Source organism: Vibrio sp. zbq_1, from assembly GCF_043102935.1.
GTDB lineage: Bacteria > Pseudomonadota > Gammaproteobacteria > Enterobacterales > Vibrionaceae > Vibrio > Vibrio parahaemolyticus.
In genome coordinates this window covers 84,042-110,877 of the sequence record NZ_JBICJH010000036.1, presented here as the reverse complement: position 1 = coordinate 110,877, position 26,836 = coordinate 84,042, and the positions used below count along the sequence as shown (strand labels likewise).

Annotated in this window: 23 protein-coding genes; 20 read left to right on the top strand and 3 right to left on the bottom strand. The window is 40.9% G+C overall.

Annotated elements, in window-relative coordinates:
• Positions 1-153: 153 nt before the first annotated feature.
• From ACF8CV_RS17050 to ACF8CV_RS17010, 9 genes are all read left to right on the top strand, one after another.
• Complete coding sequence (locus ACF8CV_RS17050) at positions 154-630, top strand: N-acetyltransferase (protein WP_138937924.1); 477 nt, start codon at positions 154-156, stop codon at positions 628-630.
• A gap of 135 nt (positions 631-765) precedes the next feature.
• Positions 766-1,158: a nuclear transport factor 2 family protein gene (locus tag ACF8CV_RS17045; RefSeq protein ID WP_138937925.1), complete on the top strand. Its 393-nt coding sequence runs from the start codon at positions 766-768 to the stop codon at positions 1,156-1,158.
• A 488-nt stretch (positions 1,159-1,646) separates the two neighbouring features.
• Entirely contained in the window at positions 1,647-2,123 is a 477-nt protein-coding gene (locus tag ACF8CV_RS17040; protein WP_138937926.1) for a GNAT family N-acetyltransferase, read from the top strand.
• Between the two features lie 707 nt (positions 2,124-2,830).
• Positions 2,831-3,421: a cold shock and DUF1294 domain-containing protein gene (locus ACF8CV_RS17035; protein WP_170827819.1), complete on the top strand. Its 591-nt coding sequence runs from the start codon at positions 2,831-2,833 to the stop codon at positions 3,419-3,421.
• Positions 3,422-3,585: 164 nt separating this feature from the next.
• Entirely contained in the window at positions 3,586-4,332 is a 747-nt protein-coding gene (locus tag ACF8CV_RS17030) for a hypothetical protein (protein ID WP_171055911.1), read from the top strand.
• A gap of 621 nt (positions 4,333-4,953) precedes the next feature.
• The gene (locus ACF8CV_RS17025) at positions 4,954-5,586 is read left to right on the top strand and encodes a hypothetical protein (RefSeq protein ID WP_138937927.1); all 633 of its coding nucleotides are present in this window, start codon (positions 4,954-4,956) and stop codon (positions 5,584-5,586) included.
• 146 nt (positions 5,587-5,732) lie between these two features.
• Complete coding sequence (locus tag ACF8CV_RS17020) at positions 5,733-6,323, top strand: cold shock and DUF1294 domain-containing protein (protein WP_138937928.1); 591 nt, start codon at positions 5,733-5,735, stop codon at positions 6,321-6,323.
• A 170-nt stretch (positions 6,324-6,493) separates the two neighbouring features.
• Entirely contained in the window at positions 6,494-7,048 is a 555-nt protein-coding gene (locus tag ACF8CV_RS17015; protein WP_138938638.1) for a hypothetical protein, read from the top strand.
• 702 nt (positions 7,049-7,750) lie between these two features.
• Complete coding sequence (locus ACF8CV_RS17010; RefSeq protein ID WP_021453788.1) at positions 7,751-8,035, top strand: MazG nucleotide pyrophosphohydrolase domain-containing protein; 285 nt, start codon at positions 7,751-7,753, stop codon at positions 8,033-8,035.
• A 146-nt stretch (positions 8,036-8,181) separates the two neighbouring features.
• On the opposite strand, the gene ACF8CV_RS17005 is transcribed toward ACF8CV_RS17010, so the two are convergent.
• The gene (locus ACF8CV_RS17005) at positions 8,182-8,460 is read right to left on the bottom strand and encodes a type II toxin-antitoxin system mRNA interferase toxin, RelE/StbE family (protein WP_005497247.1); all 279 of its coding nucleotides are present in this window, start codon (positions 8,458-8,460) and stop codon (positions 8,182-8,184) included.
• Positions 8,457-8,741 carry a type II toxin-antitoxin system RelB/DinJ family antitoxin gene (locus ACF8CV_RS17000; protein WP_005497249.1) on the bottom strand — a complete coding sequence of 95 codons (285 nt, stop codon included), beginning with the start codon at positions 8,739-8,741 and terminating at the stop codon, positions 8,457-8,459. Before ACF8CV_RS17000 ends, ACF8CV_RS17005 begins: the two co-directional genes overlap by 4 nt.
• A 1,991-nt stretch (positions 8,742-10,732) precedes the next feature.
• On the opposite strand from ACF8CV_RS17000, the gene ACF8CV_RS16995 reads away from it, so the two are divergent.
• From ACF8CV_RS16995 to ACF8CV_RS16955, 9 genes are all read left to right on the top strand, one after another.
• Entirely contained in the window at positions 10,733-11,035 is a 303-nt protein-coding gene (locus ACF8CV_RS16995; RefSeq protein ID WP_138938637.1) for a hypothetical protein, read from the top strand.
• 164 nt (positions 11,036-11,199) lie between these two features.
• Complete coding sequence (locus ACF8CV_RS16990) at positions 11,200-11,667, top strand: GNAT family N-acetyltransferase (protein WP_138938636.1); 468 nt, start codon at positions 11,200-11,202, stop codon at positions 11,665-11,667.
• Positions 11,668-14,284: 2,617 nt separating this feature from the next.
• The gene (locus ACF8CV_RS16985) at positions 14,285-14,764 is read left to right on the top strand and encodes a GNAT family N-acetyltransferase (RefSeq protein ID WP_138938635.1); all 480 of its coding nucleotides are present in this window, start codon (positions 14,285-14,287) and stop codon (positions 14,762-14,764) included.
• A 148-nt stretch (positions 14,765-14,912) separates the two neighbouring features.
• Positions 14,913-15,374: a GNAT family N-acetyltransferase gene (locus ACF8CV_RS16980; RefSeq protein WP_138938634.1), complete on the top strand. Its 462-nt coding sequence runs from the start codon at positions 14,913-14,915 to the stop codon at positions 15,372-15,374.
• A 215-nt stretch (positions 15,375-15,589) separates the two neighbouring features.
• On the top strand, positions 15,590-16,054 hold the full coding sequence (locus ACF8CV_RS16975; RefSeq protein ID WP_021485101.1) for a DUF2846 domain-containing protein: 465 nt from the start codon (positions 15,590-15,592) through the stop codon (positions 16,052-16,054).
• Positions 16,055-16,677: 623 nt separating this feature from the next.
• Positions 16,678-17,187 carry a hypothetical protein gene (locus ACF8CV_RS16970; protein WP_025507141.1) on the top strand — a complete coding sequence of 170 codons (510 nt, stop codon included), beginning with the start codon at positions 16,678-16,680 and terminating at the stop codon, positions 17,185-17,187.
• A gap of 135 nt (positions 17,188-17,322) precedes the next feature.
• Complete coding sequence (locus ACF8CV_RS16965) at positions 17,323-17,799, top strand: GNAT family N-acetyltransferase (RefSeq protein ID WP_042765616.1); 477 nt, start codon at positions 17,323-17,325, stop codon at positions 17,797-17,799.
• Positions 17,800-17,947: 148 nt separating this feature from the next.
• The gene (locus ACF8CV_RS16960; protein ID WP_138938642.1) at positions 17,948-18,364 is read left to right on the top strand and encodes a lysozyme inhibitor LprI family protein; all 417 of its coding nucleotides are present in this window, start codon (positions 17,948-17,950) and stop codon (positions 18,362-18,364) included.
• Positions 18,365-19,004: 640 nt separating this feature from the next.
• Positions 19,005-19,406, top strand: a complete 402-nt coding sequence (locus ACF8CV_RS16955; protein ID WP_138938233.1) for a DUF2007 domain-containing protein — start codon at positions 19,005-19,007, stop codon at positions 19,404-19,406.
• 816 nt (positions 19,407-20,222) lie between these two features.
• On the opposite strand, the gene ACF8CV_RS16950 is transcribed toward ACF8CV_RS16955, so the two are convergent.
• A complete protein-coding gene (locus tag ACF8CV_RS16950) occupies positions 20,223-21,077 on the bottom strand; it encodes a YafY family protein (RefSeq protein ID WP_014232275.1) in 855 nt (284 codons plus the stop codon).
• Positions 21,078-21,193: 116 nt separating this feature from the next.
• Here ACF8CV_RS16950 and ACF8CV_RS16945 point away from each other — a divergent pair, with 116 nt between their 5' ends.
• Together ACF8CV_RS16945 and ACF8CV_RS16940 are read left to right on the top strand one after the other, a co-directional pair.
• The gene (locus ACF8CV_RS16945; RefSeq protein WP_023584728.1) at positions 21,194-24,766 is read left to right on the top strand and encodes a hypothetical protein; all 3,573 of its coding nucleotides are present in this window, start codon (positions 21,194-21,196) and stop codon (positions 24,764-24,766) included.
• Positions 24,748-26,811, top strand: coding sequence for a hypothetical protein (locus ACF8CV_RS16940; protein WP_023584729.1), 2,064 nt, complete (start codon positions 24,748-24,750; stop codon positions 26,809-26,811). The genes ACF8CV_RS16945 and ACF8CV_RS16940 overlap by 19 nt, the downstream gene beginning before the upstream one ends.
• Positions 26,812-26,836: the final 25 nt, after the last annotated feature.

Sequence of the window (26,836 nt, the reverse complement as noted above, 5' to 3'; positions counted from 1 at the left end):
TAAATGCATATAACAAACTGTTCAAGAGGGATTCGCAACGCGTGGCATTTTTACTATGCGTTGGTTTAAGTGAGTAAGGTGGTGTGCAGCGGCTTCGGTATTGCGTTGCTCACCCCTTAACAGAGCGTTAGGTGCTTGAAGGAAAAGGTAAGTATGGAAATTGCTTTTCAGCAGATAAACATTGATGATTTCGAATTGTGTGTTGCTGCGAGAAAAGATGCATATTTTTGTAGTTTTGGGCATTACGATGGTTTCGACGATTTCATCAGTGGTTATCGTGAACGAGTATTAGACCGGTTAGCAACATCAGGATGGTTCTATATCCATATATTTGTGGATGGTCAGTTTGCAGGGCAGTTAGAGTTTCGTAGCTTTTCACCCGAGCCGGAGACTGGCTATGTGCATCTCATTTACTTAAAGCCGAATTTTCGTGGTTCAGGACTCGCTGCAAAAGTGCAGGATTATATTGTAAGCACTTTGAGTAAAGCGGGTTGTTTGCGTGCTGTACTTTCAGTAAGCCGAACCAACCATCGAGCTCTCACATTCTATAAGCGCCATGGTTGGAAGTTCGTGCGCAAGAATCCCAAGCACGAAGAAACAGACTTTTTCCAACTTTGGCTACGCACCTAACAAACTGTTCAAGAGGGATTCGCAACGCGTGGCATTTTTACTATGCGTTGGCTTTAGTGATTAAGGTGGTTTGCTGCGGCTCTTGTATTGCGTTGCTCACCCCTTAACAGGGCGTTATGTGCTTGGAGGGTAATAATGAAATCAAAGGAAGTCGTCTTAGCTTTTTGGGACGCAATGAAAACTAATGATTTCGCGAAAGCAAGTGAGTGGCTTAGCCCGGATTTTGAAGGTTTTTGGCCTCAATCTGGTGAGCTTACTGTTGGACGAGACAACTTCACAGCAATCAATTCTTACTATCCAGCAAATGGTACTTGGGATTTCGTCGTTCATTCAATCGTCTGTGATGGTGAAACAGTAGTCACTGATGTTTCTATAACTGATAGCGTTCAAAGGGCGCGTGCTGTTACTTTCCATACGGTAGAAAATGGGCTTATCCGTAAACAGAAAGAGTTCTGGCCAGACCCAATGGAAGCGCAGGAGTGGCGTTCCAAGTGGGTGAGGATCGTGCAAGAGCAGGAACGCACATAACAAAGCGTTCAAGAGGGATTCTCAACGCTTGGCAATTTTGATTCTAAGTTTAGCTTTTGTGTTTATGGCACAATAAGTTAGGTTTGGTGGCTTGCGTTGTTCACCCCTTAACGCGGCGTTAGGTGTTTGCGGAATGAATTGGAAAGACGTGATTCATTGAAGTTGTTAAAAGTTACATATTCTTAAGTATTTACTTAAATACTTAAGAATATGTAACAATAACTCTACGCTGGTTGTTTTTAAAGCTTTGATTTTATTTGGTTTAATGAAATAAAATGGCAGTTAAAATTCTTAGCGGTGTTTTTGTTTTTGGCTAAAACAATTTGTGTTACTAAACGTGAGAACAACACCTAACAAACTGTTCAAGAGGGATTCGCAACGCGTGGCATTTTTACTATGCGTTGGTTTCAGTGATTAAGGTGATATGCGGCAGCTTCAGTATTGCGTTGCTCACCCCTTAACAGGGCGTTATACGATTAAGGAGAAAAATGAAGCCTGATTTACACGGAAGTAGGGTTGTATTGAGGTCAATTCAAATGGAAGATTCTGAAGACTTGCTTGAGATTTATGGTGATGTTCAAACAATGGAATTTGCCTCAGATCCGGTTTTTCCATCGAAAGATTTGATATTTCAGATGCTAGAAAGCGTCGTCCAATTAGAAAAGTCGGGTGAATCGCTGGAATGGGCAGTTTTAGAGCAATCGACCAACAAAGTTATTGGAACTTGCGGTTTACATAGTTTTAGTGATTGTGGTCGTTCATGTGAGGTTGGATGCTTACTTAATTCAGCATATTGGCGACAAGGCTATATGTTGGAAGCTCTCAGTTTATTATTTTCTCACGCAAAATCTGTGGGCATTGAAAAATTGTATGCAGACATTGATGAAGGTAACTTTCGGTCTAAAGCTCTGTTTGAAAAATTAGGTTTCAAAGCCCAAAAAGGTCTGTTTCAACGCTCGTTGTGAGAAATCGTATAACAAATTGTTCAAGAGTGATTCGGCACGCGTGGCATTTTTACTATGCGTTGGTTTTAGTGATTAAGGTGGTATGCGGCAGATTCGGTATTGCGTGCCTCACACCTTAACAAGGCGTTAGTACGGGTTTGAAATCAAAGGTCATCAGTTTTGGTGTTTATCTGTTTTGGCGCTCATATTTACACCTTCAAGTTAGTGCCTTTCACGTTCTTTCCGGTGGCACTATATGCGGAGTGCTCGCTTTGATTTCACCATTTACGGCTTCTAACTCTTAGCCTATTTCTTTGGTGCTTCTTCTCTTTCGCTGTGTTTTCTAAGTGAATCTTGGCTTTCCTTAGGGCTGCCGTCGGAGTGCGAGGATCGAATCCTTTTCTAAATTGAAGCTTGCAAAGTAGGGTAGTTCAGTACGTTTTTCTTCTAGCCAACTCTCGTCTCTCAATCGAGTTTAAGTTTTGTAGCTGCCCGTCTCACTTCAGTGTTCTAAGTCTTTCATATCATGCTACTTTTCAATATCTTGGAGTACATAAATAGAAGTAGCGTATGTACTAACAAATTGCTTAAGAGTGATTCGTAACGCGTGGCATTTTTACTTTGCGGTGGCTTATGTGATTAAGGCGCTGTGCGGTAGCTTTTGTATTGCGTTACTCACACCTTAGCAAGGCGTTAGCCCACAAGAGAGAAGTAAAAAGTAGAGTTCGATGATCAAAGGTAAAGTTGTAGAGTGGAATGACTCAAAAGGTTATGGATTCATTTCGGCATTAAATGGTGAATTAAGAGTTTTTCTCCATATATCAACGGTTCAGAGTAAAGGTCGACGCCCTAAGGTCGATGATGAAGTTAAATTTGAAGTTAACGAAGACAAAAAAGGGCGTTACAACGCCACTAATGTAACAATTCTAGGTTCCGGCTCGGTACCTTCAACAATCATGTTTAGCATTGTTTACTTAGTTTTAGCGAGTACAGCTGTGTTCATATTAGGTGGTGAGAAGCTGTTCATTGCAGCTTATATCCTGATGTCCATTGTAACCTACGTAATGTACGCAATAGATAAAAATGCCGCTCAAAACGGCAAATGGCGGACACCAGAAAATACGCTTCATCTTTTATCGTTACTCGGTGGTTGGATGGGGGCATTATGTGCTCAAAATCAACTTCGTCATAAGTCTAAAAAACAGCCATTTAAATCGATTTTGTGGCTGACGATATTCGTAAATATTGGAGCATTTGTTTGGACATTCACTCCATCAGGTTCGGTGTTCGTTCAGAACTTTATTAGCAATTGGTTCTAGCACTAGCTGTGAGATGTGGGCTAACAAACTGTTCAAGAGTGATTCGCAACGCGTGGCATTTTCACTATGCGTTGTGTTTAGTGTTTAAGGTGGTATGCGGCGGCATAGGTATTACGTTGCTCACACCTTAACAGGGCGTTATGTGGCTTAGGAGGTACACACTGATGGACTTTATCCTTAGTGAAAAAGTTATTGTTCCATTTATAGCGACTATTGGGGCATCTTTGACAATTATTTTTTTGCAGTTCTATGCCCGAAGGATAAAAGAAACGAAACAAAAGATATATGCAGCAACGTATATGTCTGATGTTGCTATGCGTATTACTCAATCTGAACTCATCATACTGAGGCACACTATAATTCCTCACATTAAGGCTGTTGAAAAAATGCTTGCTGGTGATGAGGAGTTGCTAAAACAAACTTTTATCAGCAATGAATTTGACATACTTACTGCTCCACCTCTTGAATATAATCATTTGCCAAATGAGTATTCGCTAGAAGTAGGGTATGACAACATGCGACTTGTTCAAATGTATGAAGTATTACTATATACCCATAAAAATGATACTAATCGAAGGTCTTTAAACGCCTTTGTTAAAGATCACTTGAAAAGTATTCGAACTTTTGCTTCTAAAAGTGATGAGGAAAGAAAGGATATTCTTTGCACTTACTACGACTATTTAAAGAGCCTAGAGCACGAGTCAAATAGAATGCTCCATTTTACAACCTATAGGTTTTTTCCAGAGCTCAAACAGTACCTCAAGTCGTATAGGTTCTGGTTGTATTCTATTAAAGGTGGTAAAAATACGATTCTATCTGCCATGCGTTCATTGAACGAAAATAGTGATTTGGTCCCTGATTACGATTATATGGAAAAAGTTCGTCACGGTGGAATTCAGCAAGAGTTGTAATAGCCACATAACAAGCAATTTAAGAGGGATTCACAACGCTCGGCATTTTTGCTTCTATTTCAAATTTAGTGTTTATGGCACAATGATTTAGGTTTGGGTGGAGGCGTTGTTCACCCCTTAATTGGGCGTTAACTGGCGCAGAAAATACGAAAGCACATTGATACGGTTTCTAGGTCCAGAGGTCTAGCGTGTTCGGTTGGTTTCCTTAATTTAGCTAATGCGACTAATTTAAATTTGGTACTTAAGTTTACTGATGTGAAAGGCGGCACAAAGCCTTCTAATAATATAAGGCATTCGCGATTAGTTCGGCGAACTTACATCGCCGAAGTATGGTGTTGTGAGACACATTTCAAACTAAAGATAAACTGTAATCTTTTGGTTAAACACATATTTGAGTTAGCTTTACTAATCATTAATTAGTGAAACCAGCTTTGGCTACAGTGGCTGTAAGCTCGGCGAAAACTGAAGGGCGCTAAGTTAACAAACTGTTCAAGAGGGATTCGCAACGCGTGGCATTTTTACTATGCGTTGATTTTAGTGTTTAAGGTGGTTTGCGGCGGCTTCGGTATTGCGTTGCTCACCCCTTAACAGGGCGTTAGTTTTTCAAGAATGAGATGTCAGATGCAAGTAGATAAAGCAGTAAACTATATAAGAAAGTTAATTGTCGAGGCGGAGAAAATTGATCCTGGCTCACCCAAAGCGCATAGTTTAGCTGCTAGAGCTAAAGAGTTTTTTCGAGTTTACATTGGTGACGAGAGTGAATTTTATACCTCACTGTTGTTTCTAGATGACAAAAATCCAGATAAAGACGCTATATCAAACATACTCATTGGTTTTTTAGAGTTCGTTGAAGAAGGGTTTGTTGAGGATTTTACTCCTCTCCAGCAAGCAGAAGATAAAATCGTATCTGACTTTCTAGAACAGGCTAGAGTTTTACTCAATGATAAGAAGGTACACCCTGCAGCAGCAATAGTTTTAATTGGTGCTACATTGGAGGAGTTTCTAGCCAAGTGGGTGGAACGAGAAAATGTAAAAATGGGGAATTTAAAAGCTGGGATCTCCAACTATGCGAAAAAATTATATGAAAATAAGCTTCTAACATCCCAAGATAATAAGGATATTCTGGCTTGGGCTGGACTTAGAAATGAAGCTGCCCATGGTAAATGGGACGAAATTAGTAATAGGGAACGAGCCAAAATAATGCTTGAAAGTGTGAACCTTTTTGTTCGTAGGTACGGTGCTGAAGAAAACTAACAAAGCGTTTAAGGCGGATTCCCAACGCTCGGCATTTTCGGTTTGATTCAGCTTTAGTGTTTACGGCGCAATGGTTTAGGCAGGGTGGTCTGCGTTGCTCACCACTTAACGCGGCGTTAGCCCACAGGTGTCACAATTAGCTAAGGATGATGATGAAGGGTCAAATAGTAGAATGGAATGATAATAAAGGTTATGGGTTTATTTCGTCTGTTGGTGGGGAACTTAGGGTGTTTTTCCATATTTCATCCATCAAAAACCGAGGTTATCGCCCTAAGCTAAATGATAGCGTTACCTTTGATGTGACTGAGGATAAAAAGGGGCGCTTCAATGCTGAAAATGTGCTAGTTCAAGGTGCCAGTGGCTTCCCTTACACTGTGCTGTTTGGTTTTAGTTTTTTAGTTGCAGCAACAGCATCGATAACCATGTTCAACGGTGTAATATTTCTGATTCCTGTGTATTTAATACTGAGCACTTTTACATACTTGATGTTTGCTTGGGATAAACAGGCGGCACAGAATGGCAGTTGGCGAACGCCAGAAAACACACTGCATACACTCTCTTTGGTAGGTGGCTGGCCTGGAGCATTATTAGCTCAGTTCCAACTGCGACACAAATCAAGAAAGCAACCTTTCAAGTTCATTCTTTGGGTCACAATCGTTTTAAATATCAGTGGATTTGTTTGGTTGTTTACAGAGTCAGGTAGAAAACTCGTTCAGGGTGTTTTAAGTTTCTTTTAGCTTAAATTACGCTTTAAATGATGTGGGCTAACAAACAATTTAAGAGTGATTCAGCACGCGTAGCATTTTTGGTATGCAGTGTTTTTGGTGTTGAAGTGCTATGCAGCGGCTAGGTCATCGTGTGCTTCACACCTTAATTGGGCGTTATATGCTTAGGAGTACATGTTAAGATGGAAGATTCAAATTCAGGCTCATTTGAATTCTTAGCTTTTGCTAAAGATGAGAAAGAAAAACTATTTCTATCTAAATTTTCCGCTCAAGTAAAAGCAGAAAATAGTCGTGGAAAAGTCATAAATATCGTTTCCTTTGTCGATCATTTACTTGCTCAGTTGTTGGTTGAATTCAGTCCAAATCAATCAAAGGCACAAAAGTTAACATCAGATCTATCGGGTTGCTTAAATACCTTAATGAACAAAGCTAATGTGTGTCATATGTTAGCATTGATTACTGATACTGAGTTTGAACAAGTCAAATTTCTTGCCAATATAAGGAATGACCTAGCCCATGACTGGCGAACTGACCTCACATCTCCACAGATAAGCAAACGTATTGATAAAGTTTCTGTTAGCGACAATGGAACATCGGAGACCAAATTTATGTCTATCTGTGGTCAGCTTGTTACCAAGCTACACCATAGAATCGAGTACGCTAAGATCCTAAAAGAAGAACTACCGGGCAAAACCTTGGTAGATAAAATCAGTCAAATGGCCCCAAAACTCATATAACAAAGCGTTTAAGACGGATTCACAACGCTTAGCATTTTCGGTTTGATTCAGCTTTAGTGTTTACGGCACAATGGTTTAGGTTAGGTGGTCGCGTTGTTCACCACTTAACGCGGCGTTAGTACGGGATTGGCATCAAAGGTCAAAAGTTTCAGTGTTTATTGGTTTCGCGTTCTATCTTTACACCGGATCAAATGTGCCTTTCACGTTCTTTCCGGTGGCACTATATGAGAAGTGCTCGCGTCGATTTCACCGTTTACGGTTTCTAACTTTTTGGCTATTTCGTTGGCGCGGTTTCTTTTGTGTTGTTGGCTTTTTAGCCTTCAATTCTGTACTTTGGTGTGGTTGCCAAAGTTCGGTGACCGAATCCTTTGCTAATTTGAAACTGGCCATAATAGGGTAGTTTTGCGTATTTTTCTTCTAGCCAACTTGCGTTTTGAGGTTGAGCTCTAGTTTGGCAGTTACCCGTTTGGCTTCAGCGTTTTAAGCCAATAGTTTCGTGCTATATTTCAGTATCTTGGTGCAAACCAAAAGGTTTAGGAACAGCGTACTAACAAACAATTTAAGAGTGATTCAGCACGCTTGGCATTTTTGGTTTAGGTTTGGCTAAGTGTTTACGGTGTTCAAATGAAGTACCGTGGTCGCGTGCTTCACACCTTAATTGGGCGTTATACGCTTTATGGAAAATGATACAAAAAGGACGTTATGAAGTTATCTGAGTTACAAAGTCATATCAAAGAATTCGATTATGCGCCAGAGCAATCTGAACACTATTTTTTAAAATTAATCGAAGAAGTTGGCGAATTATCGGAATCTATTCGCAAAGGTAAAAGTGGTCAGCCAACGTTAGATGAACTTAAAGGTTCAATCGCAGAAGAGTTGTATGACGTCTTGTATTATGTTTGTACTTTAGCCAATGTTCACGGCGTAAACCTTGAAAAAACACATGAACTAAAAGAAGTTTTGAACAAGGTTAAGTACAACCGATAGAACGCGTATAACAATTTGTTCAAGAGGGATTCAGCACGCGTGGCATTTTTACTATGCGTTGGTTTTAGTGGCTAAGGCGGTATGCGGTAGCATCGGTGTTGCGTGCTTCACCCCTTAACAAGGCGTTAGTTGCCCAGTCGACATAACTAGCTCACAGGGAATTTTTGTTTTTGGTGTAGTACACGCATAATGCGAATGATATCGCCTTCAACCCAGTACGAAACAATCATTGATATCTCTGGAATAATGAGCAATCGCCCTCTAATTCCGTCTCGTTGGACTCCCATATGAGGTTGTTCTAGAAGGTTTTCCACTTTGGCTTCAATAACTTCATCGGTTTTTTCAGCAGCCTCTGGGTTGAAGTCGTAAAGAAACTCAAAGATCTTTTCACGATCGTTGAGAGACTCTTCTTCCCACAAAATCATAATTTGCCTCGGTTACGGATTTTAGCTTTGCGCTCAGCCATACGTGATTTAGCTGATTCGTGATCAACAAAAGTGGCTTTTCCTGAGTCAAACTTCTCAAAAGCCAAGTTAACTTGTTCAGTTAACCATGCATCGTGAGATAAAGTCTTTCTCTGTTGGTCAGCTAGTTGTTCAGTCAGTTCACGACAAGCGTCACTTAGTGTTCTGCCTTGGCTTTCTGCCATTTGCTGGGCTAGTCGTTTCGTTTCTTCATCAACACGAAACTGAATTCTGGTGTCCATGATGTGCTCCGTATGTTGTGTGTGTACAAATGTTAGCACTGGATTTGGGGTTGGGCAACTAACAAAGCATTTAAGAGTGATTCGCAACGCTTGGCGTTTTCGCTTCGCTCAAGTATAGCCAAGCGTCGCTCACACCTTAATGCGGCGTTAGTTGCCAACGAGGAAAAACGTACCTAAAGCAGAATGTTTAGGGCTAATGTCCGTGTGTTTTTGGCTAGGTTTTCGTATTTCAATTTCTAGCTAATTGGGTTTGTGAAAATCGTGCTTTGGTTTCTTGTACGGTTTGGTTTTTCTGTTTCAGAAACCGATTTATATGTTGAAAGTTAGTTGTGTAACATTGTCTGTCCCAAGGCGCTTTTTGGTGTTGTTAGCCCGTTTTCTACGGCGTTGTATGTTCCAAGTGGTTTCAGTGACAGGCGCTTTGAAACTGCGCCTGATTTGAGTTTCTTAAAACACGTAAAGCTAGTGTTGGCAAAGCGGCAATTAACATCAAATCAAAGCTTTAGGTTTGGCAACTAACAAAGCATTTAAGAGGGATTCACAACGCTTGGCAGTTTTGGTTTGAATCAACTTTAGTGTTTACGGCACAATAGCTTAGGTTGGGTGGTGGCGTTGTTCACCCCTTAATGCGGCGTTAGCCTACTTCTAGAAGTTATCAACTGGGTGCAAATGATGTACAACGAACCAAATTTACATTCGAGAAATCTAAAGTTGATTTCATTGATGTTCATTCTTTATTACTTGCTTGGGTTAGAACCAGTAGACAATTCCATTCGTCTTCAAGTGATAAATTTTCAAGTTACTAATTTGGAAGTTCTACCATGGGTTGCTCATGGTTTGCTGTTGTATTTCGCGTGGCGTTTTTATTTGAACTCTAGAAAGCGTGTCAGAACAGGCTACAGGAGAAAGTTCGCATTTCAGCAAATAAGTAGTAAAGATAGCTTCTTTCATAGGAGGCTAAAGAACGTATGTTTAAAAGACTTTTTAGTTAATCATAAATCTCAGTATGAGACGGAGATCGAGGGAATTGTGGGCAAAGACAGCATCGACTCTGTTCGATCTGCTGGTTTCAACATCTACCCGAATAAGTTTTCGTACGAAAACCAAAAGCTAGTGCTTGTATATGGTGTTCAATACCAATATGAGTCAGAGCTTTTCCAAAGAACTATGAAAACTTTCTCAATCACTTATAGTTGGTATTCATGGCCTTTAATTAAATCGTGGAGATTCCTTGCTTTTTCAATAAACACGGAAGACGCCCCTGATTTTCTTTTACCTTGGCTGCTATTTTTTGCTGCTATTCTAACCAGTGCTTTGAATTGTTTTGGAATATCGGCTAACACGTTAGGCTAACAAGGCGTTTAAGACGGATTCACAACGCTTGGCGGTTTCAGTTCAAATCAGTTTTAGTGTTTAAGGTACAATGTTTAGGCTTGGTGGTTGGCGTTGTTCACCACTTAACGCGGCGTTATATTTCATCGGCGTTTGAGTAAGATAAATTAAAAGGATAAAAGAATATGAAAAAGCAGATTTCTAGACTATCTCCCCATCAGAACGGAAAGGTATTTGGTATATTGATCGCAATCGCATCACTTCCTATGTTTATTCCCTTTGTCGGAATGTCTTTTCTACAACCAGAAATGAGTACTGGTTTTCCCATCGGGTTCATATTTCTATTTTCGATACTCTATCTAGTATTGGGGTACCTTTCGGTGGCTATTACATGTTTGGTTTACAATGTGCTCGTAAAGTATATTGGCGGGTTTGAATTTGAAATTAAAGATGCGAGTTCAAAAATATAACAAAGCATTTAAGAGTGATTCCCAACGCTTGGCATTTTTCATTCCGTCGTTGGGTTTTGTGTTTACAGCGGTAAGGTTACGTTTCGTGGTAGCGTTGCTCACACCTTAATGCGGCGTTATGTGCCCCGTTGTTCATGCTTTGACATGGCGTATGAGTGTATTATGTATTAATAGAAGGAGTCTTAAATTATGAATGGAAGTAGAATAGAAGCGTTTCGTGCAGCAGCTAGAGAGCTTAGTGATTACGAAGTGATAGAGGCACTTCATAACCGTTTGGAGCACGAACAAGAATCAATAGATGATAGGTCTGCGGGTATAATTAGACAGATTTTGGGTGACCCTACTAAGCCTCTGAGCCGAAACCAACAGTATCACTACGACAATTTCATACTTCCTACATTAGTTGAAGGATGTGGAATTGCTGGGTGTAGCAAATTTACTGTTGCTGGTCGAGGTTACTGTGGAGTATGCGCTCTGGAATACGGTGGGTAGTCCAGAGCTAAGCACATAACAAACTGTTCAAGAGGGATTCGCAACGCGTGGCATTTTCACTATGCGTTGGTTTTAGTGTTTAAGGTGGAATGCAGCGGCTTCGGTATAGCGTTGCTCACCCCTTAACAGGGCGTTAGCTTACATATCAGATTCAGAGAACGAAAATGGAAATTAGAGAAGCTCAAGCATCAGATATAGACTCACTTTTGCGTCTAAATTATCAAATTGGAATAATGCATTTTGAAAATGCTCCGGAAGCATTTGTTGAACCGTCTTTCGAAGAAAAAGAGTTTCTTCTTAATGCCTTAAATGATCAATCAAGGCTATTTCTTGTAGCGGAAGTTTCCGGTGCTGTAGTTGGGTTTATAACTGCCACCGTTAGCCAAAATGAAGTAGTTCCATTTCTAGTTAAAACACCGATTTGTCGTGTTGGCACGATTGTAGTCGATGAAAGTGCCCGAACTTCCGGTATTGGGACACAACTAATGGCTAAATGTAGCGGTTGGGCTAAATCTCAAGGTGCAGAGCAAATAAAGCTTGAGGTTATGGCATTCAACAGTCATGCACAAAAATTCTATACAAAACTTGGCTTTGCAGAGCAGTCAAAAACTCTGTGGAAAACTGTAAGCTAACAAGCTGCTTAAGAGGGATTCACAACGCGTGGCATTTTTACTATGCGTTTATTTTAGTGATTAAGGTGGTATGCGGTAGCTTCGGTACTGCGTTGCTCACACCTTAACAGGGCGTTATGTTTAATCACGTAAATCAGTAGCTTGTGTCTTTTCTTTGCTCCAAAAGTCATTCTGTTTTGGTCTTTTAGCAAATTGGCATCGTTTGACGTTGTTTTTCGAACATTTTCCTCAATCTTTAAGTTAGAACTTCAGCTTTTGTGTTTTCTGTTTTCAAGGTTCAATTTAGTAAAACTTATGATTTAAATAAATTTTTAGCTTCTGGTTTTGATTGCAAAGTAAGTCGGGTTAAACTTCCGTATAGTTGAACGTAAGGTATTGAATCTTAAACATAACAAACAGTTCAAGAGGGATTCACAACGCGTGGCATTTTTACTATGCGTTGTTTTTAGTGTTTAAGGTGGTATGCGGCGGCTTCGGTATTGCGTTGCTCACCCCTTAACAGGGCGTTAGTTGCCAACGAGATAAACGCAGCTAAAACAAAATATTTAGGGCTAAGGTCCGTGTGTTTTTGGCTCAGTTTTCGTATTTCAATTTCTAGTTATTTAGGTTTGTAAAATTGTGCGTTGGTTTCTTTTGTGGTTGTATTCTCTATTTCAGAAACCGATTTATATGTTGAAAGTTAGCTCTGTAACATTGTTTATCCAAAGGCGCTTTTTGGTGTTGTTAGCTCGTTTTCTACGGCGTTGTATATTCCAAGTGGTTTCAGTGACAGGCGCTTTGAAACTGCGCCTGATTTGAGTTTTCCAAAATACGCAAAGACAGTGTTGGCAAAGCGGCAATTAGCATCAAATCAAAGCTTTAGGTTTGGCAACTAACAAAGCATTCAAGAGGGATTCACAACGCTTGGCAGTTTTGGTTTGAATCAACTTTAGTGTTTACGGCACAATAGCTTAGGTTGGGTGGTGGTGTTGTTCACCCCTTAATGCGGCGTTAGCTTACTCTCTAAAAATCAGAATCTTATAGCTAATATTCAACGCCGAACCACATCGGAATATCGTGCTCTGGCAGTGTTTTATCTAGTACTCGTCTTGTTCCTATCTAAGCTGTATCGGTTATCGGTCTGATATTAAGGCGGTGCAAATTCAAGCATCGCCTCGTTAGGTGTAAATGACAAAGTCCTCGCGTGAAATCAGCAATTCAAATGTCAGCTTTTGTGTGTGAAGTTCCGTGAGTCTCCACGCTCGGCGGTTTTGGTCTAGTCCAAGGCAATTCAAAGCTCAAACCTGTAAATTCGGCTCAGTGGTATGTCTCAAGTTCATACTTCATGGCGTAGTAGGGACAGTTTTTTGGTATACAATGGCTTGCATTAAATAAGCTAACAAGGCGTTCAAGAGGGATTCTCAACGCTTGGCGGTTTCGGTTCAAGGTTTAGCTTATGTGTTTATGGCACAATGGTTTAGGTCAGGCGGTGGCGTTGTTCACCCCTTAACGCGGCGTTAGTTTGCAAGAGGAAAAACGCAGCTATAAAGCAAAATCTAGTGGTAAAAGCTCAAAGTCGAAATTGTCGTATCGGTGTTCAATTTCAGTGTTAATTAGCGTGGTGAAAATCCCAAATTAGCGTCGTTTCAACGGTTGATTTGTTCTTTGGTGCGGTGACTTTCGGGTTAACTGAGTCGAACTTTTTTGCTGAAATTCTGCTCGTTGAGTTTATTGGTGCAAAAGCCGATTTACTCGCTGCGAGGACGTTTTCTCTAGTGTGGTAAGTTCATGTGGTTTCAGTGACTTCGTTGAAAGTCCGCATTGTGAGATTAGTTTTCCAAAAGCGCTTTTTGGTGTTGTAAGTTCGTTTTCTGCGGCGTTGTTTGTTCCACGTGGTTTCATTGAGTAGCCGCTTTGAGACTACGCCTGGCTTAAGTGCATCACAACACTTAAAGCTTATTGTTTGCAAAGTTTAAAATAACGTAAAATCAACGCTTTGGGTTTGCAAACTAACAAACTGCTCAAGAGGGATTCGCAACGCGTGGCATTTTCACTATGCGTTTAATTTAGTGATTAAGGTGGTTTGCGGCGGCTTTTGTATTGCGTTGCTCACCCCTTAGCAGGGCGTTAGGTAGTAAGTGCGATTGAGATTAAAAGCAGAGATTATTTTAGGGTAAGTATCTGTTTATATTGCTGAATTGACTTGATGTGGTAGTCGTGATAAGGTGAAAGCCGATCTTTCTTTCAGGCGATTCACCTTATCACGACTACCTCTTCCCAGGATTCTTCTGGCAATAAAATCCTTATTAATCAGTAGCTTAATGTCAGACCTCAAAGTAAGTGACAAGCGAAAACTGCTAGTTTTAATTTTGATGTTTTTCTTCATGTGGTTGATCTCCGATAATCTCATTTATGGGTTTATTTCTACATTTATTTTACCATGTTTGTATGAAAATCTCAGCAAAAACATGTAGTTACTACCTAACAAATTGTTCAAGAGGGATTCGCAACGCGTGGCATTTTTGCTATGCGTTGGTGTTAGTGATTAAGGTGGTTGCAGTGGCTTCAGTATTGCGTTGCTCACCCCTTAACAAGGCGTTATGTAGCGGGTTGGATTTATCACATAAAAAGGAAAAATATGGTTGTACTTAGGGAAATGCGTCAAGAAGAGTACCCGGCTTATTGTCAGTATTTTATCGATGATTACAGTCGGGAAATCGCTAAGAATTATGGACATACTCTCGAAGTAGCAACAGAGTTAGCAACGAAAGAGCTGCATCGTTGTTTCCCCAATGGACTCGGCGGAGATGTGCACTCCTTGCTATGTATTGATACTGAAATTGAAGGGCAGTTACATCTTATTGGTTATCTTTGGCACTCAGTAAACGCTTCAGATCGATCTACCTTCATCTACGACTTTTTTGTATCCAGCGAGTACCGAGGATTGGGCTATGGAACTCAAGCAATTTCTGAGTTGGAAAAACAGTTACAGTCAGTTGGTATAAAGCAAATCAAACTAAGGGTGGCTTATCACAACGAACGAGCGCTTAAGTTGTACAAGGAAGTTGGCTTTGTCATTACAGGCTTTAATATGGCCAAGCAAATAGGTGAGCAATAGCCACTACATAACAAAGCGTTTAAGAGGGATTTGGCACGCGTGGCATTTTTAGTATGCGTTGGGTCCAGTGTTTACGGTGCATTGCAGAGGCTTTTGTATTGCGTGCCGGCACCCCTTAACGCGGCGTTATACCGCAAAGGAGAAATCAATGATAAAGCAAATAAGCGGCACAGATCAGTCGCTCTTATCTCTATCAAAAACAAGCTTCTCCGAGCTACGAAAAATCTATCGCCCAACTTCCGAAGCTCAAAGAAACCAAGCTAGTTCAACAGATGAGTGGACTTGTTTGGGATATTATTTGGATCACCAGCTAGTGGGTCTTATAAAGGCTAAGTTGTCCAGCAAGACGCTTAATTTAAGTACACTTGCTGTCATGCCTGAATGTCGTAAAAGAGGCATAGCTCGAAGCTTAATTTTGGAGGCGGAGCGTATGTTCTCAAATTCAGACTTGCTCTCAGTTTGGTGCGTTGAGCAAACTGGTAATGTAGAGATCTTTGAGGCTCTAGGTTTCAAGGTTGCGGAGCGTGTTGAGTCAGATATTTTTGAGTTGACTGACAGCTCAAACGTTAAAGCAATAGAAGTTCGTCTGGAGCGGCAGGCAGCGGTATAACAAAGCGTTCAAGAGGGATTTGGCACGCGTGGCATTTTTAATATGCGTTGGGTTCAGTGTTTACGGCGCTGTGCGGTAGCTTTTGTATTGCGTGCCGGCACCCCTTAACGCGGCGTTATTGCGCTAGTTGAATCACAAATTTCCAATATATTTATTAATCGATGCATTATCATATAGTATGTTTGGCGCGATTTTATCGTAGCTAGGTTAATAACATGAAAAATAAAGTAATTTTGTGCTCCGCTCTCCTTTTGGGTTTATCAGGCTGTGCTTCAGTTCCTACCGTTGATTCGACAATTTCGAATGAAGTTAAATCATTTGAAGCTCCTCAGGAAGGTAACTCTGGTATTTATATTTATCGCGAGGATACCTTTGTTGGAGCAGCACTTAAAAAATACGTTTATGTTGATGGAGAGTGTATAGGTGAGACTGCTCCAGGGATCTTCTTCTACCATGAAGTTGAAGGTAATAAAGAGCATCAAGTTAGTACGGAATCAGAGTTTTCCGAGAATCATTTAACTATTTACACTGAAGAAGGCCGCAATTACTTCGTTAATCAATATATTAAAATGGGTGTGTTTGTTGGCGGTGCTGGCGTAGAGTTAGTGGACGAAAACAAAGGTAAAGCTGAAGTTTTAAAAGTAGACATGGCAGTAAAAGGTAAATGCCCATCGATCTAATGTCGATATAGCGCAATAACAAAGCATTTAAGAGTGATTCCCAACGCTTGGCATTTTCAGCTCAAGGTTGGGTTTCGTGTTTACGGTGTAAAGGTTTAGGTTAGGTGGCAGCGTTGCTCACACCTTAATGCGGCGTTAGTTGCCAATGAGGAAAAATGCACCTAAAGCAGAATGTTTAGGGCTAATGTCCATGTGTTTTTGGCTGGGTTTTCGTATTTCAATTTCTAGTTATTTGGGTTTGTGAAAATCGATCGTTGGTTTCTTTTGTGGTTAGATTTTCTATTTCAGAAACCGATTTATATGTTGAAAGTTAGCTGTGTAGAATTGTCTGCCCAAACGAGCTTTTTGGTGCTGTTAGCCCGTTTTCTAAGGCGTTGTATGTTCTAAGTGGTTTCAGCGACAGGCGCTTTGAAACTGCGCCTGATTTGAGTTTCTTAAAACACGTAAAGCTCGTGTTGGCAAAGGGGCAATTAGCATCAAATCAAAGCTTTAGGTTTGGCAACTAACAAAGCATTCAAGAGGGATTCACAACGCTTGGCAGTTTTGGCTTTAATCGGCTTTAGTGTTTACGGCACAATGGTTTAAGTTGGGTGGTGGCGTTGTTCACCCCTTAATGCGGCGTTATGTTCTTGGAGGAAATGGTGGAGTATCAAAGAGACAGGGTAACTTTCATTGTTTTCCAAAGACTCGCTTTAAAAATGTATCAAGCTCTCGTATTCAAAGTGTTGGGCAAGAAAGAAAAACTAGAGTGGCAGCAAATATTGATAGCTGATTGTCTACGTATTGTTGGTTTTTGTAAGCTGGCTTATTGGCTAGCTTATAAAGTGCAAACGAAAACTTCTAGCGAGAAAAACAAGTTTTGGTCTACTCATGCTTCAGGTATAGCTTTGCAATACGCTGGTGACATGGTGGGTGCTGAAAGAGCATTTCTACAAAGTCAGGTTTATGGCTGTGAGCTTTCTTTGAGTTTCAGTTTACAGCACTTAGGCAAATTAAACGTTGAGCTTGGTAATTATGAGCTAGCTGAACAACAGTTCAATGAAGCCCTGAATATTCGATATAAACTCAATCGAACTGACCTAGCCGAGTCGACCATCCGAGCTATACAAGGGCTAGAGAAGTTACGAACATAACAAAGCGTTTAAGGCAGATTCGCAACGCGTGGCATTCTTAGTTCAAATTGAGTTTTGTGTTTAAGGTGTAATGGTTTGAGTTAGGTGGTGGCGTTGCTCACTACTTAACGCGGCGTTATACGATTAAGGAGAAAAATGAAGCCAGATTTACACGGAAGTAGCATTGTTTTGAGGTCAATTCAAACGAATGATTCTGATGATTTGTTTGAAATTTATGGTGATATTCAAACAATGGAATTTGCCTCAGACCCAGCTTTTACATCGAAAGATATGATAGTTCAGATGCTAGAAAGCGTCGTCCGACTGGAGAAATCAGGTGAATCGTTGGAATGGGCTATTATGGTTCAAGCGACAAACAAAGTTATTGGAACCTGCGGCTTACATAGTTTTAGTGATAACGGTGATTCCTGCGAGGTCGGATGCTTACTAAATTCATCGTACTGGCGACAAGGGTATATGTCGGAAGCTCTTAGTTTATTATTTTCTCATGCTAAATCTTTGGGCATTGAAAGATTGTATGCAGATATTGATGAGGGTAATTTTCGGTCTCAAGCTTTGTTTAATAAGCTAGGTTTCAAAGCTAAAAACGGTCAGTTTCAGCGCTTGCTGTGAGGCATCGTATAACAAACTGTTCAAGAGGGATTCACAACGCGTGGCATTTTCACTATGCGTTGGTTTTAGTGTTTAAGGTGGTATGCGGCGGCTTCGGTATTGCGTTGCTTACCCCTTAACAGGGCGTTATGTGCTTTCGGAGAAAACGATGAATAAGTGTCTAATCATTATATTATCTAGTCTTTCATTTGGTGCTCTTGCTGAAGAAGAGTCCATTGACTGTAATAATGCGATGACCACAATCGAGATAAACCAATGTGCCGCTATTGAACTAGAGTCAGCACAAGTTAAATTAGATAAATATCTAAACACTAGCTTTGAGCACAACGCTCATGACCCAGAACTGATCGCAGCAATTAAGCTTGCTCAACAGGATTGGCAAGCATATATGTCCTCTCACTGTGACTCGGTTTATACGCAATGGCGTGATGGAACTATTCGTGGAATTATGGCGATATCGTGCAAAACTAAGTTAACTAAGCAAAGAACGCACGAGTTATGGGAAAATTTTTTAACTTATATGGACAGTACACCACCAGTTTTACCGGAGCCAAGTGTGGAGTAGCTTTCAACCACGCACATAACAAACTGTTCAAGAGGGATTCGCAACGCGTGGCATTTTTACTATGCGTTGGTTTTAGTGATTAAGGTGGTATGCGGCGGCTTCGGTATTGCGTTGCTCACCCCTTAACAGAGCGTTAGTTGCCAACGAGGAAAATGTACCTAAAGCAGAATGTTTTGGGTTAATGTCCATGTGTTTTTGTCTAGGTTTTCGTATTTCCATTTCTAGTTCTTTGGGTTTGTGAAAATCGTGCTTTGGTTCCTTGTACGGTTTGAGTTTTCTGTTTCAGACGCTGATTATCTTGTTGAAAGTCTGCTCTGCTGCATTGTCGTTCCAAAAGGTTTGTTTGGTGTTCAAAGTCCGTTTTCTACGGCGTTTTATATTCCAAGTGGTTTCAGTGACAGGCGCTTTGAAACTGCGCCTGATTTGAGTTTTTCAACATACGTAAAGTAAGTGTTGGCAAAGCCGTAATTAACTTCAAATCAAAGCGTTAGGTTTGGCAACTAACAAAGCATTCAAGAGGGATTCACAACGCTTGGCAGTTTTGGTTTGAATTGGCTTTAGTGTTTACGGCACAATGGTTTAGGTTAGGTGGTGGCGTTGTTCACCCCTTAATGCGGCGTTATACCACAAGGAGCAATATGTGATTGTAGTAGCAAGGTTTTCTTTTCCTCATGAAGCTCATATTGCGAAAGCGAGTCTAGATAGTGCTGGGATAGAAAGTTACATCGCTGACGAGCACACGGTGAATACTCAGTGGCTTTATTCAAACGCTATGGGCGGTGTTCGCCTAATGGTCTCCGTGAGTGATGCAGAGGAAGCGAAACAAATACTTAGTAGTGACTTCTCAGAATCATTGGAAAATGAAGTTGCCGTTGATGAAGCCAAAGATGTTTGCCCTAACTGTGGTAGTACGGAGCTATATGTATTTACAAAAGGTAAGCGTCCAGCTTTCTTAGTATTCATTTTACTGGGTTTTCCACTGTTCTTTTACAAGCATGGTTACAAGTGTAAGCAGTGTGGGGAGTTCAGTGAAAAGCTTTGAGTAGTGGTATAACAAAGCGTTCAAGAGGGATTCTCAACGCTTGGCTGTTTTGGTTCAAAATTTAGCTTTTGTGTTTATGGCACAATAGTTTGAGTTAGGTGTCATTGCGTTGTTCACCCCTTAACGCGGCGTTAGTTTGCAAGAGGAAAAACGCAGCTATATCGCAAGGTCTAGTGGTAAAAGCTCAAAGTCTAAATTGTCGTATCGGCGTTCAATTTCAGTGTTAATTAGCGTGGTAAAAATCCAAAATTGGCATCGTTTCAAGGGTAAATTTGTTCTTTGGTGTTGTGAGTTTGGGGTCATTGAGTCGAACTTTTTTGCTGAAACTCTGCTCTGTGAGTTTGTTGGTACAAAAGCCGATTTACTTGCTGAAAGGATGCTTTCTCTGGTGTGGCAAGTTCACGTGGTTTCAGTGGCTTTGTTGAAAGTCCGCATTGTGAGATTGGTTTTCCAAAAGCGCTTTTTGGTGTTGTGAGTTCGTTTTCTGCGGCGTTGTTTGTTCCAAGTGGTTTCATTGAGTAGCCGCTTTTAGACTACGCCTGATTTAAATGCATCAAAGCACATAAAGTTTGTTGTTTGCAAAGTTTAAAATAACGTAAAATCAACCTTTTGGGTCTGCAAACTAACAAACTGCTCAAGAGGGATTTTTAATTTCCACCTAAGTTTTTGTTTCTTAACGCTTTATGTTTCTTTTGCCACTCGTTGGGGGACATTTAGGGGAACTGCAAAAAATAACTTTAAAATGAGATCTGAATCACGTGTTGTGTCAATAAGTTCGCTCTATTTGTTATCTGAATACAGATAAATTTTTCTTTATCATAGGTAATTTGTTAGCTCAGATAAATTACCTAATACAATTTGTTGACCTTGAGGATTAGACTTCTGCGTGTGTATATCGATGCTATAAGCATCTAGAACATACCGTATTAATGATGCATTTGTAGCGATGCTAAGAACGCCGTCACTCATGGCATAGTCTTTTTCAATTACCTTTTTCTGTTGCTCGTTCAAACGCGGGTCAGGCACAATATCAACATTCACTTTAGTGCTCCAAAGCTTGTCAGCGTGTTTGTCGTAAGTGGCTTGATCGTTAATATCCGGTATCCCATGAATACGGCTTAGCACAAAGTCGCGAAAGCCACCAGCATGTTCACAATAAGCGCGAACATGCCAGCGTAGTGGGGTACAAACTAAGTTATGAGGGGAAATTATGCGCCCCGAGCACTCACCATCTTTTAACGATGTGTAGCAAATGTCGACACGTTGTTTCTCTCGTATCGCCTGTACCAAAGGACGTAATACTTGTGGTGAAATGTTGCGTGTGACTGGGCGTACCATGGTTGTGTTTTCAAAGCCCATATTGAGATCAGCAAATGTTACTGTCATGTCTTCATTACGAGAAAGAATGTGCAGATACTCATCCGCATGACCACTTGTTAACTTGGGAACAAAGCTATCGCTCGGCTTGTAGCCTTTAAGCTGTTTGTCGTAAATCAGGTTGCCAGGTGCTATATCAACTAAGTAAGTATTGATGTCTTTGGAGGCTTGCTGCCGACCAATGCCAAAGCTCTGTATTAAGTGGTTGGTATTTAATCTTCCTTCCCACAAAGCAACAATTTCAATCATTCGGTATCGAAACAGTAGATCCCATCGAATTGGCCATTTAGTCATTTTAGATTCCTGTCTAGTTATTCGACATGTTTATGTATTCAGTATTTACCTGTCGCTAATGACGTCATACTATGGTCTGGTTAATAAAACATCAAGGCCTGCGGGGGTAATGTTGTATGAACGTGTCGATAGAAGAGTTTACTCATTTTGATTTTCAGCTCGTTCCCGATCCATCGCCGCTTGATCTTGTCATTACTGAATCACTCGAAAATTACACTAAACTTAATGGCGCTAAATCTGGTGCTTTGCTTCCATTACCGTTTCAGACCGGAATCGGGAAAACATACACGGCATTAAACTTTTTGCTCCAGCAGATGCTCGTTCAAGTGCAAAATGAATTACAGGAAGAAAAGAGCGGTAGTAGATCCAAGCGTTTACTCTATTACGTTACAGATTCAGTAGATAACGTCGTAAGTGCGAAAGCAGAATTGTTGAAGTTAATTGAGGAACAAACAGTCAAGGGTGAGCCTCGCTTCACTTTAGAACAACAAGACTACCTTAAAGCACAAATAGTCCACCTACCTAACCAGTCAGAGCAGTTGTTGCAATGTTCTGATGCTGTCTTGAATCAAGTATTAGTTGGATTTGACTTGAACGCCGAGCGCGATGTTAAAGCAGAATGGAGCGCTATATCGGGCCTAAGGCATCATGCGAGCAAGCCAGAAGTTAAAGTTTCTTTAAGTCGTCAAGCCGGTTACTTTTACCGCAATTTAGTTGCCCGCTTGCAAAAGAAACAAAAAGGGGCCGATAGAATCTCGCTGAATGGCTCGTTACTGACCTCTGTTGAAGCACTTCTGCCGGGAGAAAAAATCCGCAATGGAAGCGCTCATGTTGTTTTCTTAACGACGAGCAAGTTTCTGAAAGGCTTCCACAATACCCGCTCGCGCTACAGTCCATTACGCGATTTAAGTGGTGCGGTGCTTATCATTGATGAAATTGACAAGCAAAATCAAGTCATCCTTTCCGAACTGTGTAAACAACAAGCGCAGGACTTAATTTGGGCTATAAGAACTCTGAGAGCAAACTTTCGAGATCACCAACTTGAGAGTTCGCCTCGCTACGACAAGATTGAAGACCTGTTTGAACCACTGCGTGAGCGACTCGAAGAGTTTGGCACCAAGTGGAACCTAGCGTTTGCGTTTAATACGGAAGGACCTAACTTGAATGAACGACCTGTTCGGTTGTTTTCAGATAGAAGCTTCACGCATGTAAGCAGTGCCACTCATAAGCTGTCATTAAAATCAGATCTATTGAGGCAGAAAAATCTCATATTTAGTGATGAGAAAGTGGAAGGTTCTCTCATTGAAAAAAATGGGCTTTTAACCCGCTTTGTCAATGAAGCGGATGTTATATACCAGTGGTTTCTTGGCACTATGCGTAAAGCCGTATTTCAGTACTGGGAGAACGTTCGTAGCCTTGAAATTGAAGGGAGCGAAAATAGAAGCCTAGAAGGAACGTTTCAAGAAGCCGTTCAATCCCTGCTGACTCACTTTAACCTACAAGAATTTGAGTCTGCTGTTTACGAGTCTTTTGATACTAGGGGGCTGCGGCAATCAGCAGGTGGACAAGCGAGCAAGTTGAGTTCTAGCAAGAGCTACCATCATACCGGAATGAAACTTGTTGAAGTCGCCCATAATCAGGGGACTCGCGATACCGTAAATTGTAAAGCGTCATTCTTAAATCTTTCACCATCGGGTGTCTTGGCGGATATGGTTGATGCCGGAGCTGTTATTCTCGGTATAAGTGCAACAGCGAGAGCTGATACCGTAATACATAACTTTGATTTTAAGTACTTGAATGAGCGTTTAGGTAAAAAGCTTTTGTCTTTGTCGAGAGAGCAAAAGCAGCGGGTAAATGATTATTATCATAGTAAGCGCAACTATAAAGATAATGGTGTGGTTTTAAAGGTTAAGTATCTTAATAGTCGAGATGCGTTTCTTGATACTTTGTTAGAAGAATATAAGCCGGAGGCTCGCTCAAGCCACTTTATCCTAAATCACCATCTGGGTATTGTTGAGTCAGAGCAGGCATTTGTTCGGAGCTGGCTGTCTAAGCTCTTAGCGAGTATTAAAGCGTTTATGTCAGTTCCTGATAATCGTTATATGCTGTCGCTGTTAAACCGTACTCTTGATACAACACGTCAGGATATTAATGAATTCATCCAGTTTTGCTGTGATAAATGGGCGATAGAATTTAATGTTCCAACCAAGACATATTTTGGCGTGAACGCTGATTGGATGAGGTTAGTTGGCTATGATGAAATTTCCAATCACCTAAACACAGAATCAGGGAAAGTCGTTGTGTTCAGTACATATGCTTCAATGGGTGCTGGTAAAAACCCTGATTATGCAGTCAATTTAGCGTTGGAAGGTGGAAGCCTAATATCCGTTGCCGATGTCACTTATAGCACCCAGCAGCGAAGCGATATAGACAGTATATATCTTGAAAAACCTACTCAGCTAATGTTGTCAGATGATTATTCGCATACTGCTAACCAGCTTTGTCAGTTTCACCAAATCTTATCTTTGCAAGAGAACGGAGAGTTGTCGCCGAAAAGTGCTGAAAGCTGGTGTCGTCAGCAACTTATGGGCATGAGCAGAGAGCGCTCTTTACAACAATATTACCAAACAAGTGACTACCAAAGCGCGGTAAGGAAATACATTGAACAAGCGGTAGGAAGAGCCGGGAGAACATCTCTGAAACGAAAACAAATTCTCTTGTTTGCCGATTCCAGTTTGAAAGAAATTCTGGCGGAAGAGAGTAGAGACCCAAGCTTGTTTTCGCACGAATATGTTGCTTTGATTGATAAAGCGAAATCAGCTAATAAGTCTTTAGTTGAGGACAGGGTTGTTCGACGTTTATTCAATCTTGCTCAAAGAAACAACAAAGACGGTATGCGGTCAATCAAAGCACTAGTTCGTCGTCTACATAATCAACCTGCATCTGATAATGATATTCAAGAGTGGCAAGACATTAGAACTCAGTTACTTCGCTATCCGACGATCGTCTCTCAACCGGAGCGATTTAATCGATTGTACTTACAGTCTATGACCAACGGTTACTACCGTTATCTGGGTAACTTAGATGGTGATCCGAATGCCTTCGAGTTCTTTGATAGAGTGCCTACTGGCGATATGGTTTCTGAGGAAGCATGCAACCTAGCTACGTTAGTTCAGAACCAATATGTGAGGCCGTGGTTTGAACACAAAGGTTTTGCCTGTTCGTGGCAAAAAGAAGCGTATGTGATGACGCCAGTTATGTTTACCAACATTTATAAGGGAGCATTGGGCGAGCAAGCGGTAGAGGCGGTGCTAACAGCATTCGATTTTATCTTTGAAGAAGTTCCACATTCTATTTACGAGCGATTTGATAATAGAGTCAAATTTGCAGGGGTTGAGCAACCGATCTGGCTAGACAGCAAATACTGGAAGCATGAAGGTAATGAAATCAGCGAAGATTACAGTTCGAAAATTTCATTGGTAGAAGAAGAGTTTGGACCTTCGAAGTTTATTTACGTGAATGCGTTAGGGGATACCTCAAAGTCGATTAGATATTTGGACTCGTGCTTCGTAGAAACCTCACCACAGTTAGCTAAAGTTATTGAAATTCCTGCACTAATTAATGATAGCAATGCCGACACCAACCTAACCGCAGTACAGGAGTTGATAAAATGGTTACACAACAGCTAGAGCCTTCCTCACACGGTCCTTTATCAACCTTAGTGGAACAAATATCCATTGACACTGATTGGGTTGATAGAAGCTTCGCAATTTACTGTGTCAGTTATAAAGGAATAGACTTCTCAGAACGACCTAAGCGTTTAGTAACATTAGCGTCTGAAATCTATAAGTCAGGAAGTGTTTATTGCTTAGTCAAAGGTGCCAATAAAGAAGCGTGTTATTGGGTGCTGTTACCAAAGGACGCCAAATTAGACCTCAAAGACACGTCTTTGGCTATCAAACCAGTTAACGCTGCCGAGCTACCTACATGGCAATTGGCCCGTTTACTGATTAAAGCGATACCAAAAGTATTGAGTGGCGCTACGCCAGAGATAAAGCGCTTTGAAAGTGAAGGCTTATATTATCTAGTCAAAAGCAAAAAGTTACCGAAAGGTCACTCAGGCTATGAATTAACGACCGTGGAAATCGATTTAGCGCCATGTGCAGCGCTTGGATTCAAACAAACACTGTCAATGAGTGCCAAAACGTTTTCTCCTTTGTCTTGGTTTACGTTAGAGAACGGAGAGATACAGAAAAAGGCAAAGTTTGCTACACGTTATCAACTTGATGATGTGGGGATGTTGGTTAGCAAATCCATAAAGGGAGACTACATCAAGAAGCCGCTTTACTCTAATGCGAAAAATCGAATTCAGGCGATTGATATAACCAAAGAATCTTATAGTGGTTTTCAACTATCTAAGGTCGGTATTCTTGAGCAGTTCATGCAAGATCTTAAGCAAGCTTATGGCGATTCAGTTTCAGTGAAGTTGCAGCGGATTCCCGGAGAAAAGCACAGGTTTGTTTCAGATACGATTGTCAAAAATCACTATGTAGGGCTGTTTGATACGTTGAAAGAGCATCGTTTGGTGATCTGTGATTTAACCAAAAACAAAGATACTGATGCTGCACTAACCTTGCTTCATGGTATCGAGCATCTTGATATAGACGCAGAAATAGCTGAAGTTCCGATTCGTGGGGCACTGAATATCCTAATTGTTGGCAATAAAGACACCTATAAGTCTGCTGAAGAAGACCCGTATCAGGGTTATCGTAGAAAGTACCAAAACACAGTTTTCCAGTCGTGTTACCCAGAGCGCTTATGGAACCGTCAAGGCCAGCCAAACCGACACGTGGTGGAAGTGCTGTTAAAAGAACTGCTTATCAAGCTAGAAGTCCATACAAGAAAGCATTTGATTGAGTACCCAAGCGGGCCTGAAGGATGTATATATTACATGCCTCAGCGACCGAAAAGCGAGTCTTCAGAGGTCCGAGATGGGCCGTGGCCAGTGTATGCGTCTAAGTTAGTTGGTGGTGAATGGCAATATACACAAGCGACTCAAGAGGAACTTGAAGATATTGAACTCGATTTAGGTAATGATAAATGGCAAGTATTTCAAGGATTTCAACGTCCCCCTTTTATTTATTGGCCGGAGACGGGGGACTATGCCATTTTTATTGATACTGGTATTCAAATGCTGCCGGAATTTGAAGCGGTTGCAGAGCGATTGCGTGAACTTAAAGAAGGCCGTTCACAAGATGTTCCTATTGCACTGTTGACTCAGTTCATTGAAGAAAACCCCGAGAGTAAAGTTGTAACCAAACTGAGAGTGATATTGTCAGAGTGGGATGATACGGCCCCTCTACCGTTTGATGAGTTTTCGACAATCGCATACAAAAGCAATGATGAAAAACAATTCTATGATTGGCTGCGCGAACAAGGATTCTTTTTAAAAACATCGATGAGAGGGCAAAGTGAGGGATTCTTTAATGCATCTTTAGGTTTCTTCTATAACCGAGAGCTGGGGATGTACTTTGCTGGTGGCAAAGGCAGCCCACAGAGCAAAATAGAAACTTTTAGCCATTTATACTTGATAAAGCATTCGTTTGATGCACTACCAGAAGAGGTAGAAAACTTGTTTGATGTTTATCACTTAAGACATCGTCTACCAACCGTAACGCCTTATCCATTTAAGCATTTACGTGAGCATATTGAGATGCAGTGTTTTAAATCTTGATATGTAGACCAAACCACGGAGCTAG